This window comes from Streptomyces sp. NPDC006510 (assembly GCF_040611955.1).
Taxonomy (GTDB): domain Bacteria; phylum Actinomycetota; class Actinomycetes; order Streptomycetales; family Streptomycetaceae; genus Streptomyces.
In genome coordinates, this window is the sequence record NZ_JBEXPH010000009.1 from 83,376 (window position 1) to 99,089 (window position 15,714).

Annotated in this window: 24 protein-coding genes; 3 read left to right on the top strand and 21 right to left on the bottom strand. The window is 65.3% G+C overall.

The window, feature by feature from the left end:
* The first annotated feature begins 395 nt into the window (after nucleotides 1-395).
* Together ABZY11_RS05175 and ABZY11_RS05180 are read left to right on the top strand one after the other, a co-directional pair.
* Nucleotides 396-899 (top strand): hypothetical protein, encoded by a 504-nt coding sequence (locus ABZY11_RS05175; protein ID WP_326742862.1) that lies wholly within the window; start codon nucleotides 396-398, stop codon nucleotides 897-899.
* On the top strand, nucleotides 900-1,661 hold the full coding sequence (locus ABZY11_RS05180; protein ID WP_326742861.1) for a hypothetical protein: 762 nt from the start codon (nucleotides 900-902) through the stop codon (nucleotides 1,659-1,661).
* 195 nt (nucleotides 1,662-1,856) lie between these two features.
* Here ABZY11_RS05180 and ABZY11_RS05185 read toward each other — a convergent pair whose 3' ends face one another.
* The 16 genes from ABZY11_RS05185 to ABZY11_RS05260 form a co-directional block, all read right to left on the bottom strand.
* Complete coding sequence (locus ABZY11_RS05185) at nucleotides 1,857-2,069, bottom strand: hypothetical protein (protein ID WP_326742860.1); 213 nt, start codon at nucleotides 2,067-2,069, stop codon at nucleotides 1,857-1,859.
* Nucleotides 2,070-2,361: 292 nt separating this feature from the next.
* Nucleotides 2,362-3,168, bottom strand: a complete 807-nt coding sequence (locus tag ABZY11_RS05190) for a hypothetical protein (protein WP_356477800.1) — start codon at nucleotides 3,166-3,168, stop codon at nucleotides 2,362-2,364.
* Between the two features lie 115 nt (nucleotides 3,169-3,283).
* Nucleotides 3,284-3,673 carry a hypothetical protein gene (locus ABZY11_RS05195; RefSeq protein ID WP_356477801.1) on the bottom strand — a complete coding sequence of 130 codons (390 nt, stop codon included), beginning with the start codon at nucleotides 3,671-3,673 and terminating at the stop codon, nucleotides 3,284-3,286.
* 70 nt (nucleotides 3,674-3,743) lie between these two features.
* Complete coding sequence (locus tag ABZY11_RS05200) at nucleotides 3,744-4,271, bottom strand: hypothetical protein (protein WP_326742858.1); 528 nt, start codon at nucleotides 4,269-4,271, stop codon at nucleotides 3,744-3,746.
* A 1-nt stretch (nucleotide 4,272) separates the two neighbouring features.
* Nucleotides 4,273-4,725 (bottom strand): hypothetical protein, encoded by a 453-nt coding sequence (locus ABZY11_RS05205; protein WP_326742857.1) that lies wholly within the window; start codon nucleotides 4,723-4,725, stop codon nucleotides 4,273-4,275.
* Between the two features lie 358 nt (nucleotides 4,726-5,083).
* Nucleotides 5,084-5,371, bottom strand: a complete 288-nt coding sequence (locus ABZY11_RS05210) for a hypothetical protein (RefSeq protein ID WP_356477802.1) — start codon at nucleotides 5,369-5,371, stop codon at nucleotides 5,084-5,086.
* Between the two features lie 265 nt (nucleotides 5,372-5,636).
* Nucleotides 5,637-5,798: a hypothetical protein gene (locus tag ABZY11_RS05215; protein WP_356477803.1), complete on the bottom strand. Its 162-nt coding sequence runs from the start codon at nucleotides 5,796-5,798 to the stop codon at nucleotides 5,637-5,639.
* Between the two features lie 156 nt (nucleotides 5,799-5,954).
* Complete coding sequence (locus ABZY11_RS05220) at nucleotides 5,955-6,194, bottom strand: hypothetical protein (RefSeq protein WP_326742855.1); 240 nt, start codon at nucleotides 6,192-6,194, stop codon at nucleotides 5,955-5,957.
* A gap of 28 nt (nucleotides 6,195-6,222) precedes the next feature.
* Nucleotides 6,223-6,552, bottom strand: coding sequence for a hypothetical protein (locus ABZY11_RS05225; RefSeq protein ID WP_356477804.1), 330 nt, complete (start codon nucleotides 6,550-6,552; stop codon nucleotides 6,223-6,225).
* Between the two features lie 11 nt (nucleotides 6,553-6,563).
* Nucleotides 6,564-7,376 (bottom strand): hypothetical protein, encoded by an 813-nt coding sequence (locus tag ABZY11_RS05230; protein ID WP_356477805.1) that lies wholly within the window; start codon nucleotides 7,374-7,376, stop codon nucleotides 6,564-6,566.
* A 219-nt stretch (nucleotides 7,377-7,595) separates the two neighbouring features.
* On the bottom strand, nucleotides 7,596-7,955 hold the full coding sequence (locus ABZY11_RS05235; RefSeq protein ID WP_356477806.1) for a hypothetical protein: 360 nt from the start codon (nucleotides 7,953-7,955) through the stop codon (nucleotides 7,596-7,598).
* An 81-nt stretch (nucleotides 7,956-8,036) separates the two neighbouring features.
* The gene (locus ABZY11_RS05240; protein ID WP_356477807.1) at nucleotides 8,037-8,243 is read right to left on the bottom strand and encodes a hypothetical protein; all 207 of its coding nucleotides are present in this window, start codon (nucleotides 8,241-8,243) and stop codon (nucleotides 8,037-8,039) included.
* Nucleotides 8,244-8,258: 15 nt separating this feature from the next.
* On the bottom strand, nucleotides 8,259-8,807 hold the full coding sequence (locus ABZY11_RS05245) for a hypothetical protein (protein ID WP_356477808.1): 549 nt from the start codon (nucleotides 8,805-8,807) through the stop codon (nucleotides 8,259-8,261).
* Nucleotides 8,804-9,220, bottom strand: coding sequence for a hypothetical protein (locus ABZY11_RS05250; RefSeq protein WP_356477809.1), 417 nt, complete (start codon nucleotides 9,218-9,220; stop codon nucleotides 8,804-8,806). Before ABZY11_RS05250 ends, ABZY11_RS05245 begins: the two co-directional genes overlap by 4 nt.
* A 115-nt stretch (nucleotides 9,221-9,335) precedes the next feature.
* A complete protein-coding gene (locus ABZY11_RS05255) occupies nucleotides 9,336-10,130 on the bottom strand; it encodes a hypothetical protein (protein WP_356477810.1) in 795 nt (264 codons plus the stop codon).
* A 4-nt stretch (nucleotides 10,131-10,134) separates the two neighbouring features.
* Complete coding sequence (locus tag ABZY11_RS05260; RefSeq protein ID WP_356477811.1) at nucleotides 10,135-10,710, bottom strand: hypothetical protein; 576 nt, start codon at nucleotides 10,708-10,710, stop codon at nucleotides 10,135-10,137.
* 567 nt (nucleotides 10,711-11,277) lie between these two features.
* Here ABZY11_RS05260 and ABZY11_RS05265 point away from each other — a divergent pair.
* Nucleotides 11,278-12,324 carry an IS630 family transposase gene (locus tag ABZY11_RS05265; protein ID WP_356477812.1) on the top strand — a complete coding sequence of 349 codons (1,047 nt, stop codon included), beginning with the start codon at nucleotides 11,278-11,280 and terminating at the stop codon, nucleotides 12,322-12,324.
* A 50-nt stretch (nucleotides 12,325-12,374) separates the two neighbouring features.
* On the opposite strand, the gene ABZY11_RS05270 is transcribed toward ABZY11_RS05265, so the two are convergent.
* The 5 genes from ABZY11_RS05270 to ABZY11_RS05290 all read right to left on the bottom strand — a co-directional run bounded on the left by ABZY11_RS05270 (nucleotide 12,375) and on the right by ABZY11_RS05290 (nucleotide 15,157).
* A complete protein-coding gene (locus ABZY11_RS05270; RefSeq protein ID WP_356477813.1) occupies nucleotides 12,375-12,719 on the bottom strand; it encodes a hypothetical protein in 345 nt (114 codons plus the stop codon).
* 138 nt (nucleotides 12,720-12,857) lie between these two features.
* Nucleotides 12,858-13,370: a hypothetical protein gene (locus ABZY11_RS05275; protein ID WP_356477814.1), complete on the bottom strand. Its 513-nt coding sequence runs from the start codon at nucleotides 13,368-13,370 to the stop codon at nucleotides 12,858-12,860.
* A gap of 156 nt (nucleotides 13,371-13,526) precedes the next feature.
* Nucleotides 13,527-13,907, bottom strand: coding sequence for a hypothetical protein (locus ABZY11_RS05280; RefSeq protein WP_356477815.1), 381 nt, complete (start codon nucleotides 13,905-13,907; stop codon nucleotides 13,527-13,529).
* On the bottom strand, nucleotides 13,904-14,185 hold the full coding sequence (locus tag ABZY11_RS05285) for a hypothetical protein (RefSeq protein ID WP_356477816.1): 282 nt from the start codon (nucleotides 14,183-14,185) through the stop codon (nucleotides 13,904-13,906). The genes ABZY11_RS05280 and ABZY11_RS05285 overlap by 4 nt, the downstream gene beginning before the upstream one ends.
* Before the next feature lie 384 nt (nucleotides 14,186-14,569).
* Complete coding sequence (locus ABZY11_RS05290; protein ID WP_356477817.1) at nucleotides 14,570-15,157, bottom strand: hypothetical protein; 588 nt, start codon at nucleotides 15,155-15,157, stop codon at nucleotides 14,570-14,572.
* Nucleotides 15,158-15,714 lie beyond the last annotated feature (557 nt).

Here is a 15,714-nt window from a genome sequence, read left to right on the forward strand (position 1 = left end):
ACGCACGCGCCAGCCCCTCTGATCGCTGCTGTCGACTTCACCTTCAGCCCTTCCCCCTGTCGGCGCAGCACCTGGCCTGAAGGCGCTATCCGCTGGTCATGCGGCGTGCGCCCGGCCTCCTAGTACGTCCGCATCGTCTAACTCGGCGGGCCACCACGGATCCATGCCCCATGGGGTGCCCAGGCCGCGACGCCAGAAGCCCTAGAACGTCACAGTCGGTGCGCATCCCGCTGCACAGCGGGATCTTTCCCGATCGTGATCCTGCCTTGCGCACGCGAGCATGTCAACTAAAGTACACAGATACGAGTCCCCGACAGAGCGAGAGACCGGTACATGGTCGTGGTGTGCAGTAGCCAGCAGAGCGGCCTCCGGGCCACATCCGGTAGCTTTTGCCCGTGGTGAGCAGCAGCAGCCGTCTGCCCTTGGCGGAGAAGCTCAAGGCGCTTATGGCCAGGAGCCAGGGCCGGGCGCACACGTCGCGCTCGCTGTCGGCCTCCGTGAGTCAACTGCCGGGTGAACACCCCTCGGTTTCCCATGCCGCCATCGCCAAGCTGGCCAACGGTTCCCAGGACAACCCGACTATTAACACGATCATGGCTCTGTGCGAGGCTCTCGGAGGTGTCCCGCCCGCCCACCTTCTGCCACATGAGACCTACGACGACCTTGAGGCCCTGATGGCCTTCGAGGAACCACTCGTGCGCCGTGTCTTGGTCCTGCTCAGCGGACTTCCGCCCAGTGAACTGCAGGACGTCATCGAAGACTTGGAAAGGCGTCGGGCCAGCCTCGGCCTGAATCAGGTCGCCATCAGTGACGCCAGCGAGACGCCGGGCAAACGCCAACGCCGACGGAGTAAAGACGAGGCCGCACGTTATGCGGCTGACGCACTGGAAGGGCTGTAAGTGGACGGCATAGTCTTCGGGACGTGCACCGTGGCCGGTTTGCTCGTCTCAGCACTCTGCACACGGAGAGCTGTGGGCAACCCACGCGTCTCCACATGGGCCATCGCCATCGCTTTCAGTGTGTGCACCTTGGGCGTCCTGTGTGCCGTCCCCGTAGTAGCCCAAGCGGCGGAGGACATCACAGGTATCGCCAATGTGGGCAAACTAGTGGCCCATGTCTGCGCAATACTGTGGTGCGCCGCTCTGCAGATCACGATGGTGGATCTGGCCTACCGACCCGAGTACCTGAAGTCTGCAATGTTCCAGCGCGGCTTTGCCGCGATGGTGGAACTGGCGATCATGGTGCCGCTCTTCCTGGCCACGAACCGGTCCGAGGTCCAGTTCACCACCGCCTACGTCGATGACCCCAAGGTCGCCGCGTACCTACTCGTCTACCTTTCCTACGTCTTGGTCACCTGTGGCGAGCTCACCTTCATGTGCGGCAGAACGGCGCGACGCAATTGGGGGATCCGCCCCTGGAGCGGTGCCGGCTTCGCCCTGTCCTCGATGGCCGCCGCTTTGGGCATGGCGTATTCCTTCTCCAAGGGGTCGTACATCATCTTCTACACCCTGAACGATCCGTGGCCGCTGAAGGCCGAAGAGGCTGTGAGCCCCGCCTTGAGCGGGCTGGCAGTGCTGTTCCTCTTCTCAGGCCTGACACTTCCCATGGTTGGCTCTGTGCGTGAGCGTCTACGCCAGAGAAAGGCCGCAGCCGTCAGATGACGACCTTCACCGAGACCGCCGGTATCTGAAAGTGCATCCCGTTGGTACTGATCATTCCGGCGGTCCTACGACATCGTCCAGCGGTCGGCCGCCCGGAGGATCCACCAGCTCCGTCAAGCCGTGACCTCCGGGGCACTGGCCCAGTGCGAGGAGCAGATGCGTCGTCCCGCACTGGAGTCCTCATAACGCAGCGGCTCACTCGGCCGTTGCTCCGGCCCCTGAGCAGCGGCCGAGGCTTCGCCCCGAACTCACCTCACTGGGCGGAGCTCCGCGGCCTTCGTCGTCGAGGCCGTGGATATTTCGCAGGGCGCGGGCCGGCTCATCCAAGAACTCCTGAATTTCGGACCCCGGAGTCAAATGCACATCGATGCTGATCACCGAAAGGCGGCCGTTGCTGTCGTCCGGCATCGTGCATACCGCAGGAAGTCCAATGCCCAGGTCGTCGATGCTGTCCGCACCCGCCTCCTTGCCAGCACGATGCTGCCGGTCTTGTGTCCGTTGGTGGGGTGCGGGTTGCCCAACAGAGGGGCAGGAAGCGGAGACTGAGTTTGGCGTTCGTCCCTGACGTTGATCCCGTTCCTCTTGAAATGCGGGTGAGGCAGCTTGGGCAATGTGGGTTTCTTCTTGTGCGTGGCCTAGGGTTTCTCCAACCAGTGAGGAAGCCGCTGGCCGTTGCTGATGTGTCCTTGCCGCGCCAGCCTTACGCTCCCGGGTACAGGGCGGGGAGCATCAGGCGGGCGGAGCGCATGTGGTGTCTGCAGAAGGGCTCGTCCTCGGGCCGGGATTCCTCGCAGTAGATGGCCGTGCTGTGCTGCTCGTCAGCTGACGGCTCACAGTCGACGATCCATCCGCAGGTGACGCTCTGGGCGCGCTCGAAGAGGGCTTCGAACTCGGAGGCCGGCACGGATTCGGCGCGCTGGTTGGTGCGGTCGTTGATGATGCCGAGACCGGGGACATCTTCGGATTCGGTGTGCTCGGTCACCGCAGGCCCCAGACCGTGGTAGCCGTCCTCTCGCCACAGCAGGGTGCCGTCCGTGTAGATCTCGACCCGGCGGGCCTCCGAACGGTACTGGTCGTCGATCTCCTGAAGAATCCGGAAGGGGCGCTGGTTCAGTCGGGCGAGACCGAGGAATGTGATGCGGCGGTAGGAGCGGCGGGGGATGCCGGTGAGGCTGGATCGGATGTTCAGGAGGTGCTCGTCGAATTCGTCAGGCGTCCTCATGCCGAAGCTCGTCTTCTGGCCGAAGTGGTGGCGGATGAACGCCTCGTCGATCTGCTGGACCAGCAGCGGCGAGCCATCCTGGCGGGAGATCAACTGCTTGCCGGCCTCTTCGTAGAGGCCGAAGAACGCCTTCACCCTGCGCAGGGCCTCGGCAACGTTGTCCTCGGTGAACTCCTTCAGGCCGAGGTGGACGCCGATCGTGTGGTGGGTGAGCGGGTAAGCGATATTGGTCTCCATCACCGGCAGCAGGCCGTAGTCGCTGTCGGGGCGGTTGGTGTCGCTCATGGCTGAGTGCCTTTCTCGGTGTGTTTCGGGCATGCGAACGGGCCCCGGGAAAGTAGCGAAGAGGGCTCGGCTCTGGGGCCGTGCAGTCACGAGGCGGGCGGCTTCGCGTGGTCTGTCAGTGCTCGCGCGGGTCGGCCGGCGTAGGGACGGTCGGGGCCGCGGGGGGCCGCCGGGTGTGCAGCGGCTGGACCACCGGCCCATCCCGGTGCGTCTTCAGTTCTCGCTCCCAGTGCAGCAGGGCGTTGCCGTAGTCGCGGACGCGGTCACGGTGATCTTCGGAAAGTTGCTCGAGGGTGACCCACTTGTTGGGCGGGGAGTTCCTCAGGCCGGTCTTGTACACGGCGTCGGCAGGTGCCTCTTCGGTCTTCGCCTCGCGGCAGCGGTCCTCGATGAAGGTGACGCTGAGGGAGGCTAGGTTGACGTACCAGGCCCAGACGAACGGATGTCCGTGCCACTGGGCGGGACTGCGGGGCTTGGTCATTTCCCCGCCGGTCGGCGTGTTCAATTGGGGACGGTCGGCCATGGCCACCCGGATTCCTTTCTGATGTCGACAGGTTGGGCTTCGGTCGCGGTGTTCAGGAGGCCAGTTCGTCGAGCAGAGCGACGTGGTGCCCGGCGATACTCCTATGCCACCGCCTGCACATGACCCGCAGGTCCATCTCGTGGATCTCGCCGGAGTTGACACGGGTCTGCTGGCGGGCCAACCACTGTTCGTAGCGGGCTCGCTGCTTGACGGCGTTCTGGTAGGCGGGGCCGGCGGTCACGTCCCGCAGCGGCGTCACCTGGAGCTGGTCGGGGTGGATGACCGTGCCGTCATTGAAGGTGTAGGAGGAGAACGGGGCCATTCCGGCGCCCAGGCGCTTCTCCAGCTTGAGGATCAGCAGGGTTACGACCTTGACGAATTCGGGCCCCTCCAGCGGATTGCCGCATTTCTTGCAGACGAGGTCGATGTCTTCGTGCGCCAGGCCGTCCAGGTCGACGGTGTGGTCCTGTTCCTCGCCGGAGAGGTCGACGGTGAGCATGGCGGAGACCGTGAGGGCGAATTCCGCGGTGCCGCATTTGGAACGGGTACTGCCGGACAGGTCGGTGTGGGTGCAGTGCATTTCAGACCTCCAGCGTGATCGTGTGAGGAGAGCACGGGACAGCTCGGCGAAGACCGTGCACGCCCCGCAGGGGCACCACGGACTCGGCCGGGGCGAGTCCGTGGATTTCGGTGGTCATCTGGTCGCCGTTGTCGAGAATCGGGGCACCCACGAAGACGGCGCACACCCGCAGGAAGGCGTCGGCTTCGTTGAGGCCGAACCACCAGTCACGCTCGATGTCCTCGTAGCCGAGTTCCGCGACGTTCGAACCGAAGTGCTCCTGGAGTCGGTCCGATGCGGCCTCAATGGCCTCCTCCGGCGTCGCTGCGGGCACGGTGACGACGACGGGGCGCAAGGCGACGGAGACCCCGTCGACACTCTCCCAATCGGCGACGATTGTCCGGTACTCCCGGAACCCGCCAGAGAGGGGTGGGGCGTGGACCTCGTTCGCGTCGGGTGTGACGGAGATTGCCACGGGTTGCTCCTTCTCGAATTTGTGTGACAGGGATGCAAAAAGGGCCCGCTCGTCACACTCTCGCGCTGTGGACAATGAGCGGACCCAGAGAGAGCGACACCCGTTTGGGTGACTCCATAAACAGTTCTTAGAGTGCCGTGCCGGATTAAGCCGGGCGCAGCATGTGCTTCTCCGCGTCCTCATGCTTCAGATGTGCCCACCACCCGCCGGACGTGCCGCACCCGGGCTTGCGGACCCACAGAACGATCTGGACGGCCTGGACGGAGTCGACCGTGCCGACCAGCGTCCAGGGCCTGTTGATCGGGTAGCCGTGCGGCCGTCTCGGGGTAGTTGACCCAGGTGTTGGCTCGCAGCTCACTCATGCCAGGGCCTCCTTCACCTTCTCTTCCAGGGCGCGGATGGTGTCGATGAGACCGGCGTAGAAGACGCGGGGGGCGGGCTCGCCGCAGTCATTGCAGTTGATGACGACGCCCTCGGTCCCGTCGCCGCCGCCGAGCGCGGTGAAGGTCAGCCGCAGGCCGTCCTCCTCGGTGACACTGCGGTCGAAGTACGCGGCGACTCGGACTTCGTAGTGACCTCCGCAGGTGAACCACCCACCATTGCTGCAGGTCTGCCGGGCGCACGTGGCATGCGGGCCATTTTCCATCTGGAATTCCCTTCCTTATGTCTGCACACAAAAGATCCAGCCCCGTCGAATTCAACGGGGGCTGGCCTTCAGCGAACCGGCACACGGCGGAATTCGGTGCTGGCCATTCGAGGGGCCGAAGACTGTTCAGCCTTCTTCGGTGTCAGGGCGCATCGACCGGTGAACGATGTCGAGTCGACGAAGCACTCGACGGTCCGCGTCTCCCCAGTTCCGTCCACCCGCGACCACGTCATGCGGTAGCGGGTGAGGGCAGATGCAGGTGTGTTCATGCGCCCGGTTCCTCGATTCCGTACAGGCGGCGTGCGGTCTCCGGGTGCTCACGGTCCCAGTGCCGAAGCAGCCAGTCCGCGGCGCCGTTGCCATCGAGCGGCCGGACCTCGTGGCCGGCCTCGACTATCTCGTCCCACTGCCAGTGCGTCGACCACACTGCGTACCAGGCGCTCGGGTGTGGCCAGCGGGAGCTTTCGCACGTAGGTGCCGCAATTGTTGTCCCGGATGCCCAGGCACCGGCGGGTGCCGTCGCGGTTCTTGAGCGTCCTGACTTCGTAGCGGTGATGAATCTGGGGCGCGGGCGGGGAAGGGATCAGGCCTCGTCCTTCGTCGGAAGCAGCGTGCGGACCGTGGGGTGGGTGATGGGGATGTCGTCTTCGCAGGGCGTGAAGCCCTTGAGGAGCGGGGTGTAGCGCTTGTCCGTGGTGTGGAGTGCCGCGATGGCCCAGAGTCCGGCCTGGGGTGTCTTGGCGCGGCCGACGGTGATGGCTCCCAGTCGGACGTCGTACTCCCCGTCGTCGCGGCGCTGGAGGTACCCGAGGCGGGTTCCCATTCCACGGGTGTTGGCGTCGACCAAGAAGTCACCGTCGTTGGGTTCGAGGGAGAGCAGCACGCCGTACGTCGGCAGTACGTCGGGGCTGAGCGACCGGGGGGGTGTCCTTGGGGTTGGTCCGGTCGGACTGTTCGGGGGCCTTGAACCAGTACATGAACTCGGCTGCCAGGCGCTCGCTCTTGAAGCCGTGCACCGCGCCCTGCTTGCCGGTGAGGCCGACGTGCTCGGCGACGTAGCCGGCCCCCTTGGTCAGGTAGGTGATGCCGAGCACCTCGCCGGTGCTCTTGAGTGAGACGCGGTACTTGTTGCAGGTCTCCTCGTCCGGGTCGGTCGGCTCGAATACGAATTGCGGTTCCATCCGGGAATTCCTCACTCGTAGATGTAGTCGCTGAACTTGATGTTGGCGATGGCGCCGAAGGTGTCGCACACCGCGTCGGTGACCTCGGCCAGCGGGTCACCCGGGCGCGTCAGGCCGGTCAGCCACAGAATGGCGCAGACCTGGCCCTCGGGAGCGTGGAGGATGACGTCCTCACGGCCTGGGGTGTACGTGGCGAAGTACGTGTTCCCGTACCTGTTGGCCATGTTGTGGAAGTGGAAGACGAGCTGCTTGTAGTTGTCGGCGTGCTCCGGGTTCACCAACCCGGGCTCGGAGTAACCCCGGTTCGGCAACTTCTCGGCCAGCAGCCTGTGGCCCGCCAGCCCATACTTCACGCCGTACTCGCGGTCGTTGAAGGTGAAGAAAACGCAGTACTTGGGGTCGTCGTCGACCGGCCGCCAGTCCCAGATCGGTATACGCGCCCGATCGGCGAACTTGCGGTACAGGGCACGTGATGCGGCGGCACGCTTGGGAGCCTCACCTCGCGCGGCCTTGTGCATGTCAATGGAGAGGTGCAGCGACTCCGGCCGCCCCGGGCATCCGCTCGTGCCGACACGGAACCAGGCGGGCCGGGCGGTCTTCAGACAGTCCCAGCACTTCTCCTCGCCGTTCGCCGCTTCGACCAGGCGGTGTCCGCCCGTGATGAGGAACTTCGGCAGGGGCTCGACGACCGTGAGCGGGACAACGTGACCCCGCAGGCGAGGCTCACTCGCGAGGCCCTCGCCGCACGGCTTGCACACGGGTTTGCGTTCCCTGGTCCGCTCGCCGGACTCGCCCTCCAGGGCAGGCAGCAAGTAGAGAAGCACGTGGGTTGCAGTCCCGGTGCACTTCGGATCGGTTCCGATCAGGGTGCTACAGCGCATGGTGGCTCTTCCAGAATCTGTTGTGTTCGAGGCGCTGGGGAATCAGCACGTTGAGATCGCTGAATCCTCGGCCGGTAATTGCACCCCTGGCGCCATAGCTGTGTGGCGAACTGGACACGACCTGGCGGTCCCAGGGGAAGTTGTCCGGGTCGTTTTCGATGCTCATTCGTCGGCCGCGAGCCAGTGGGTGTTGTAGCCGTACTTGAACCGGATCGGGCCGGTCGCCTGCACGACCAGCTCGACGGCGCCGTGCCGGTCGACAGTGATTCGCCAGGTCAGGTGCGCCTTGGCTCTCAGCTCGGTGCGGCGAAGGTGCTGGAGCAGTTCGCACCTCGCCTCGTGGAACGGCGGCAGGATCGTGCCACCGGCCGCCGGAGTGGGGTGACCGGCGACCTCAGTCTCTGACCAGCCAGCCGCGAGCTTGGCTGCGCCGGGGATCTCGGGGCCGGCCAGGTGCCGATCGATCACCTCGCCGACGCGTTGCTCAAGGATGTGGTCCCACACGAAGGTGTAGTGCGACATTTCCATGTACGCCTTCAGCGCATCGTCGGCGTTGTCCGTGGCGCGGGAGGACTGGAAGGGCCTGGAGTAGGCCAGCTCCCCTCATACGGTCTCTTCTCGATCCGTTCGACGGAACATCTCCGCCGCCTCTTCGCTGGTCTCGGCGGTGACGACCTCACGCGCGGCGGCGTAGTCGTCCTCGCTGTCCCACTCCCGGACCGAACCGACGTGGTCGCCCTCCAGGACGACGGCCACCAGCCGGTCACCCAAGGCATTGGACGTGAGCCCGAAGACGGTGATCAGGGTCATCGGCGAGGTCCCTGCTTACTGACCGGTCTGACGAGGATTCGTCGCGCCCTTGTCGGCCGGTGTCAGCATGTCCACACGCAGCCGCTTCAGATTGCACTGGCCTCCCGGCGGGCTGTCCGTACGGCGGCAGAATGCATAGCCGGTGTGGTAGCCGAACTCGCCGCACTCACGGTCGACATCTTCCAACTTCTCGACCTGGTACTCCCGCCCGCGCCAGCGCACGAGGTCACCGACCTCAATGGCGAACTCCACGGCCCACATGTCGGTCGCATCGCGCCGGAGATCCGGGTCGACGATCTGCTCGGGGTGGCTGTAGGTGCCGACGGCCGAAGGCGGGCCGACGCGGTTGAACAGGGTCTCCACCTCCTGCGGAATCGCCTTCGCGTTCTGCTTGCGCAGGAGCCGGACTTCGACCATCAGGGCCTTGCCCGCCGCGATGTCGGCCGCGTCCCGCTCCAGGAGGTCCGTCACGTCGTACCGGCTGTCGCTGGGGCCCTGCGGCTTCCCCTGCCTGGTGATGCGCAGGCTCAGCTCCGGCCACTTCAAGCTCCGTTGACTGCTCATGCGGCTACCGCCGTGCATTGATCACGCCACTCGGTGTACGCGGCTGCTGCGGCGGCGGGCACGAGCCACGGGAAGGCGCCGGCCCACGTGTGCTCGGGGTGGACGAAGGCCGCGTACGGCTTGGCGACGTTACGCCGGTAGAAGTTCCTGTCCGGCTTACAGAAGTTCTCGATCGGACCGTAGTGATGCTCGGTGAATCCGTCCTCGACATCCACCGTGATGCGCACCCAGTCACCGATCAAGAAGCGCTTGAAGTGCTTCTCAACGGCGGCCTTCCATATCTCGTCCGATCCGTTGCCGTTGATCCAGGCGTCCCGCACGATCCCATTGATGTCGTACCGCTCCGGGGCGCGGTTCTCCCATCCCAGGTATTCCCTGGCTTGGTCGCGCAGTTCGCGCATGCTTGCGGCCACCTTTCCCTCCTTACCTTTCGCAGTCGAATTCCTGAGTGCTCGGTTCGGGACTCGAAACCGCCGAATGCCGAATAGGGGAGGCCGGCACCCGCTGCTCATCGGCCGGGCAAGCCCGTCAGCCCAAGCGCTTCACGTTGAAGGTGTGCAGTCGATCGGCGGCCTCGACATCCGTGGGGTACGTCCCGAGGAACTCGCCACAGAAACGGGCGTGCCACCTGCGCTCGTCGTGCCCGTCCCAGGTGTGCGCGATCTGGAACCGACCGTCGGCCGCCATCAGCGCCACCCCGTGCGGGACGCGGACGCTGTCCACGAGCGAACTGCGGTTGCTCTTGATCACGACCTTGACGTGGTGCGCGTAGGTCTCGCGCGTGACGGTCCAGTGCGGGTCGTGCGGCTTCCTGCTGTAGCGCTCGGCCATGCGCAGCACCTTGACGGCCGTGGCGACGCTGACCCGGTTCGGTGTGGGGTCGGTGCGGTAGCCGGTCGTCATCCGGACCGGGACGAGCGGCTTGTGCGGCTCGGGGGCGGCCTCCAGATGCTGCGGCCACGCCTGCCATCTTGCGCCCATGCGGTCCTTGAGGATCACGGCCTTGATCTCGCCGTCTTCCAGACGGACTCCGTCGACCCGGTAGGGCGCCCAGGCGTCGCGCTGGTGCTTCCAGGTGACGCACTGGCCTTGGCGGGCGATCTCCGGGGCGTATTCCATCCACCGGTCCTGCCAGAACTCGACGATGCCCTGCTTGGTGTCCCGGTAGTAGTACTTCGCTTCAAAGGCCAGCCGCTCCTCGGGCGTCCAGACCGTGTCCACGAGCCGGTCGACGAACTCGACGACCAGCTTGGTGTGCGGGAGGTTGACGGGCATCCCGTCGTTCGGGTTGTGCTTCTGGTACTGGTCAGCGACCGCGCGCATGGGCTCAGACCTCCTGGGTGTGGTAGCGACCGGCGAACAGGTTGAAGTGCGTCGGCAGGTCGATCCACGTGTCGCGGTATGCGCGGGTGGCGTTCTCGCGGATCTCGGTGTCGAGCGGCACGACGACGGAGCGCGACCACCAGGTGGGCAGGCAGCGGCTGTTCTCCACGAACCGGACCTCGGCACTCGGGATATCCCGGCTGTGCATGTCTCGGGCCGCGTCACGCATCTCTTCGAACTGCGAGGACTGGACACCGTAGAGCTGCTTGCTGTCCACGTAGACGTAGAAGCGGCCGGACGTATGCGTCACGGTGCGGCCCACACCGATCTCGTGGATGTCGTACGAGTAGGAGCCGGTGTCGTCGCTGTAAAAGCTCATCCAACTCAGCGGGTTCGGCATGGAGTACTCGCGACCCGACTCCGTTGACAGAAGCTGTCCGAACCCGTTCTCCAGGACGCGGACCGGCATAAGCTTTCCGTACAGGCCCATGCTCATCATGCATTCCGACGCACCGAGCCTGACGACGACGGTGTCACCGGACTGCACGTAGTGCTTCTCCGGCCGCCTGTAGTGGTGCATATGGCCTCCCTGAAACGGTAATTACGGCTGACCGTCGATAGCCCAGGGTGCGGCGTTTCTGCTGCGTCCTGGACTGCCGTTAGCTCAGACGTTGGTTGGCGTGCGGGTGCCGTCGATGTGCACCACGAATGCCTCACGGAATACGCGACCCTGGATTTTCTTGACCAGCACGCGGAACTTGGGCTGACCATTTCGCATACACGCCGCTATATGGCGCACGCAATACTTGGCAACCGGATCGACTTCCTTGCCCTCTGTGCGCGGCTACGCGGCTTGAGTTCTACATATCGGTCCGTGGTATCGACCTACCCGACCGGTTGATCACCGGCCGGAGGCTCATACCTCTGGAATATGAAGAAGTACAGTGCCGGCATCGCTTACTCACCGCTGACCAACATTCCCCAGGACGACCCGCGGAGTGACAGCGAAACCGAGCCAGCCCCATCGGTTCCCTTCCAGGGCGTTGTACAGCTCGTCCGCTGCCTCTTCCGCGGTCAACCCGTCAACCAGGTCCGTGAGTTGCCCTATTGATCCGAAACGCTTTGTGTTCATGCTCGTTGACGATGTGTGAGTGATCTGGTGGGGGATGCGCGGACGTGGTCGCCGGGCGCGCAGGAGGCCGTGCGGTTGCTGGCGGTGTCCGCGCTGGCGGAGGGCCGGGACCGGGCGGAGGTCGCTTCCTTGTTCAAGGTGTCGGCCAGGGCCGTGGACAACTGGTGGGCGAAGTGGCAGGCCGGCGGACGCGACGCACTGCTGTCCCGTCCGCGAGGCCGCCGCACAGGCGAACACCAGGTCCTGTCCGAGACCGAGCAGGCCGCCGTCCGGCAGGCCGTCCTTGATCACATCCCCTGTGACCTGGGGCTTTCCGGTCAGCTGTGGACGCGGGGGCTGATAGGCGAGCTGATCTTCAAGCTGTTTCGGGTCCGGTTCACCGAGCCGGGGGTGGGCAAGTACCTCAAGCGGTGGGGGCTGACCTTCCAGCGTCCGGACAAGCGGGCGGTGAAACAGGGCCTGGAGGCCGTCCAGATCTGGCGCGAGGAGACCTGGCCGGCGATCCGGGCCAAAGCGAAAGCGGACAACGGTGAAGTCCTCTTCGCCGATCAGGTCGGGGTCCGCTCGGACCAGGTCACCGGCCGCACCTGGGGCGCCAAAGGAGCCTCTCCGGTCATCCGCCGTACCGGGAACCGGTTCTCCGTGAACGCGATGTCCGCGATCAGCACGAAGGGCCGAATGCACTTCATGGTCTTCACCGAGTCCTTCGACGCGAAGATCATGTGCCGCTTCCTGGACCGGCTCGTCGGGCACTTCGACCGGAAGGTCCACCTGATCGTCGACCGGCACTCGGCCCACCGCTCGAAGACCGTCCGGACCTGGCTCGCCGACCACAAGGACCAGATCGAACTGCACTTCCTGCCTTCGTACTCACCCGAGCTGAACCCGGACGAGCTCGTCAACGCCGACCTCAAACGCAGCCTGCCCCACACCCACCGGGCCAGGAACCAAGCCGAACTCGCCGCCGAAACCCGCAGGTTCTTCCACCGTCGACAACGCCAACCTCACATCGTGCGCGGATACTTCGGCGGTCGGCACGTCCGCTACGTCCTCGACGAGTGAACCCCATGAGTTTCTGATCAATAACTCCTGGATCGAGCGTCCCGGCACGCTCAGTTCTCGAACATGAGCGGGACCGCCGACTCCTCGGCCAGCTCCTCGATCACACACGGCTTGCGGCCGACGCCGTAGTCCAGAATGCGGCCAGCTTTCTGCGCCTCATCGAGGGCCGCGCGTCCCTCGGGGGTCAGCGACGGGGACGGCCCCTCGGTCAACAGGCCGTCCCGGATCAGCTTCTTACCGGCGGGCGCGCGGCCGATCGCCTTGTGCCCGTTGCCCCGCCCCGGGCTGATGTGCCACACGTCGCTGTGCGCCGTGATGGAACGGTTCACCCATCCCTTCGCGGCGCTCGCCAGGATCAGGAAAGCACCGTCGGACAGCTTCGCCTTACGCACCATCGCGTGATCACTCCCTCACGTTCCGTCGTTCGATTGACGGACTGGAAAATCGGCATGGACAGTGGAAAGGGAGCCGACTGGCACAAACGCGTGCCGGGGCTCCCTTCCGTCAGATGTTGCAGTTGCCGCACCGGCTGCCTATTTCTTGGAGATCCAGTCGGAGTGCCAGCGGTCCTCACGCGTGCGGCCGTCGGGGAACTTGACCTCGTCCGACCACTCCCACGTCCACAGCGGCGGCAGTTGGTAATGCGCCTGGGCCCCTCGCAACTTCCAGTCGACCGATACCATCTCCGCCTCCCGACTGCTGTAGCCGTCCGGCATGGCAGTGACACGGTCACCGACCTTGACCGGCTGTTGCGTCGGCGCAGACGGCTCGTACTCCCCGCGCTCCAGCCAGTCGAGTTCATGCACCTGGCTGCCGGTCACGGCCTGCACGTAGACCTCGCGCACCACACGCGGGCCGTTGAAAGCACCGGGCCGAACGGTGCGGGCCACGATCCGCAGCGGGTTGTCGTCCAAATCGTGGGCCTCGTATGTCCACAGCTCATCGGCCACGCTGTTCACGACGAGTCCCCGGATGCGGATGTTTGCCTCGGCACCGGTCAGCTTCTCGGCCGCAAACCCATCGTCCTCGGGCGGTTCACCCTGCATCTATGCAGAGGCCCCAGCTTTCGCTTGGCCGGGATCCACTGCTGCGTCCCAGCCGACCGCTTTTGTCGGCCGGTACCCGCAGGCCGGCTTGCACGCACTCGCGCACAGCCACAGCCAGTCTCGGCGCCGGGGAGGGCCAAGATTGGCCGAAGCCATCTACGCGCGCACGCTGTTGATGTTGACGATGTCCCGGACCTCATCCACCTGGCGTTGCACCTCGGCACCGACCCGGTCCACGGCTCTGGACGACTGGTCACCGGCCAAGTCGTTGGACAGACGGCTGATCACAGCGGCGCGGTCCTCCAGGTCCCTGGCCAGGGCCTGGAGCGTGCCGTGCAGTCGCAGGTGCTCCAGGCCCTGGCCGATCGCGTGCAGCACACTGTCCTGCAAGACCCCGCTGTGCCCGTACTCCTGCACCAGTTCCTCGACGTCTCGCGCCAGTCGGCTGATGTCCCGGCCGATCGGGTCACTGTGCCGTGCCGCTGTCTGGTGCTCGGCCGGAAAGTCCGACACTTGGGTGAGGGGTGAACCGTTCATGCTGCCGCCTTTTCGGTGTCGACTCTTGTCGTGCTCAGCTGCGTGAGGCTGCGGATAGCGTTCAGCCGTTGGTTGATGGTTTGTTCGAAGCCGTTGGCGGTCGGCGCGTAGCGCTGCGTGCCGAGCACTCGGTCAGGTAGGTACCGCTGGGCGACGAATCCGTGCTCGAAGTCCTGGTCCATCCCGCGGATGACCGCAGGGCTCATCGGCGCGGCGGCAATCGCCACGGTCGCGTAGGTGAGGTTGATCCGGGCCTCGGCCATGCCGATCAGCTGCACGACCTGTGGACAGCGCGTAGGCCAGGCGCTGGGCCCGGACGTCGCAGACGCGCTTCGCGTGGGCATTGCTCGCACCCTTCTCAGGGAAGAAGACCGTCAGCTCTCTCCGCGTGCAGAGGGCGTGGTCAGAGCGCTTTGGTGGCTCGGTCGAGGAGGTCTTCGAGCCAGCTAAAGCTGTGTCGTTTGTGCTCTGGGGCGATTCCCCTTCGTTGGACGCAACTCTGCGCTTGGCAAAGGAATGCACTGAAACCCGGAGCCCCGTGATCAACGCGCCCAGCAGGGCCAGCATTTCGGTACCCGTCGTCCGGTCGGCTACGAGGCTGATTGCAAGACCATCCGCGAGAGCGAAGTCGCTGGCATCCGCGGGGCGTTCCTGTGCGGGCGTCACAGGGGCGGTGAGTCCTCTTTTTTGCTGCCGTCCTGCCAAAGCCCCCGGGTGTACCGCTTGCGCCCCTCATGCCATCCTTGTTCGAACGCCTCGGTGCATCCCCGATGGAAACCGGGGACTTCCGGGCGTTGCTGGTCATGCTTCTTGCCATACGCATTTACAAAGTTGGCGTGGTCCCATCCGTGATCCACGCCGGACTCCCATGCCTTGCCCGCGTCCGAGACGGCCTCCCCGAACGCCACGGGCACTGCCACCAGGGGGCGCACCGTGGATCCCTCCCAATCGCCGATCACCCGTGCGTGTCCCCCGTCGGCGTCCGCCACGTCGTACCCGGCGGCCCGCAGTGCACTCGCCACCTTGGCGCGCATCGTGCGCACTTCCTTGGCAACCTCTTCGGCCACCTTCTGTCGGGCGCGGGTGTGGGCGCGGGTGCCCGGCTCGGTCGCGGTGATGATGGCGCGCTGTTCGGCGGTGTTGAACACGTCGGCGATGGTGATACGCAACGTTCCAGCGGTGTCATCGGCAGTGGCGATGGTCATGCGGTCGCGGTAAGCGGCCGGAATGACGTGCAGGGCGGTGTGCAAGATGGCTCTCCTTGTGTGGATTTGGTCTTCTTCTCAAGCGAGCACGCAGAGGGCGTCCTCACGCCAACACTCGTCGAGATCCGACCGGCGGCGAGCCCGACGAGGACCAGACCGGACGCGAGGAGCCTCAGAAGACCCGCCATGGGCTTGAACCACAGGACCACGCCAGTGCAGAACTGGCTGACGTGGGCACGGGCTCGGCGGCGCGGAAGCGGGGAGCCGGGATCGTCGTCGACACGCCTGGGCCATCACTTTCGCGGTCGTGGAACGGGCGGCTGAGCCGGCCCTGCGTCGTTCAGCCGTCCAGAAGCACGCAGACGGGGCACTCAGGTGCTCCGGATAGCGCGCGCTGCACGGTGTAGCCACACAGGCAACCGTGGTAAGTGCCGTCAGTCACGTGCATGTAGGCGTCTTCTCGTCCTCGGATCTGCTTGCGGGCATCGGTGATTTCAGGGGGCTCGAGAGCAATGCTCAAGACCTGTGGATCGGACTCGGGAGAGGTGCCTCGCGGAACGCGGAGGGCGTACCTTCCCGAGTGATCGATTTCTGGTCATCGA

Bases quoted from the DNA above. Each gene is read 5' to 3' on its own strand.
- ABZY11_RS05185 (WP_326742860.1), bottom strand. From the start codon at position 2,069: ATGCCGGACGACAGCAACGGCCGCCTTTCGGTGATCAGCATCGATGTG.
- ABZY11_RS05190 (WP_356477800.1), bottom strand. From the start codon at position 3,168: ATGAGCGACACCAACCGCCCCGACAGCGACTACGGCCTGCTGCCGGTG.
- ABZY11_RS05200 (WP_326742858.1), bottom strand. From the start codon at position 4,271: ATGCACTGCACCCACACCGACCTGTCCGGCAGTACCCGTTCCAAATGC.
- ABZY11_RS05210 (WP_356477802.1), bottom strand. From the start codon at position 5,371: ATGGAAAATGGCCCGCATGCCACGTGCGCCCGGCAGACCTGCAGCAAT.
- ABZY11_RS05220 (WP_326742855.1), bottom strand. From the start codon at position 6,194: ATGGGAACCCGCCTCGGGTACCTCCAGCGCCGCGACGACGGGGAGTAC.
- ABZY11_RS05225 (WP_356477804.1), bottom strand. From the start codon at position 6,552: ATGGAACCGCAATTCGTATTCGAGCCGACCGACCCGGACGAGGAGACC.
- ABZY11_RS05235 (WP_356477806.1), bottom strand. From the start codon at position 7,955: ATGTCGCACTACACCTTCGTGTGGGACCACATCCTTGAGCAACGCGTC.
- ABZY11_RS05240 (WP_356477807.1), bottom strand. From the start codon at position 8,243: ATGACCCTGATCACCGTCTTCGGGCTCACGTCCAATGCCTTGGGTGAC.
- ABZY11_RS05245 (WP_356477808.1), bottom strand. From the start codon at position 8,807: ATGAGCAGTCAACGGAGCTTGAAGTGGCCGGAGCTGAGCCTGCGCATC.
- ABZY11_RS05255 (WP_356477810.1), bottom strand. From the start codon at position 10,130: ATGCGCGCGGTCGCTGACCAGTACCAGAAGCACAACCCGAACGACGGG.
- ABZY11_RS05260 (WP_356477811.1), bottom strand. From the start codon at position 10,710: ATGCACCACTACAGGCGGCCGGAGAAGCACTACGTGCAGTCCGGTGAC.
- ABZY11_RS05270 (WP_356477813.1), bottom strand. From the start codon at position 12,719: ATGGTGCGTAAGGCGAAGCTGTCCGACGGTGCTTTCCTGATCCTGGCG.
- ABZY11_RS05275 (WP_356477814.1), bottom strand. From the start codon at position 13,370: ATGCAGGGTGAACCGCCCGAGGACGATGGGTTTGCGGCCGAGAAGCTG.
- ABZY11_RS05280 (WP_356477815.1), bottom strand. From the start codon at position 13,907: ATGAACGGTTCACCCCTCACCCAAGTGTCGGACTTTCCGGCCGAGCAC.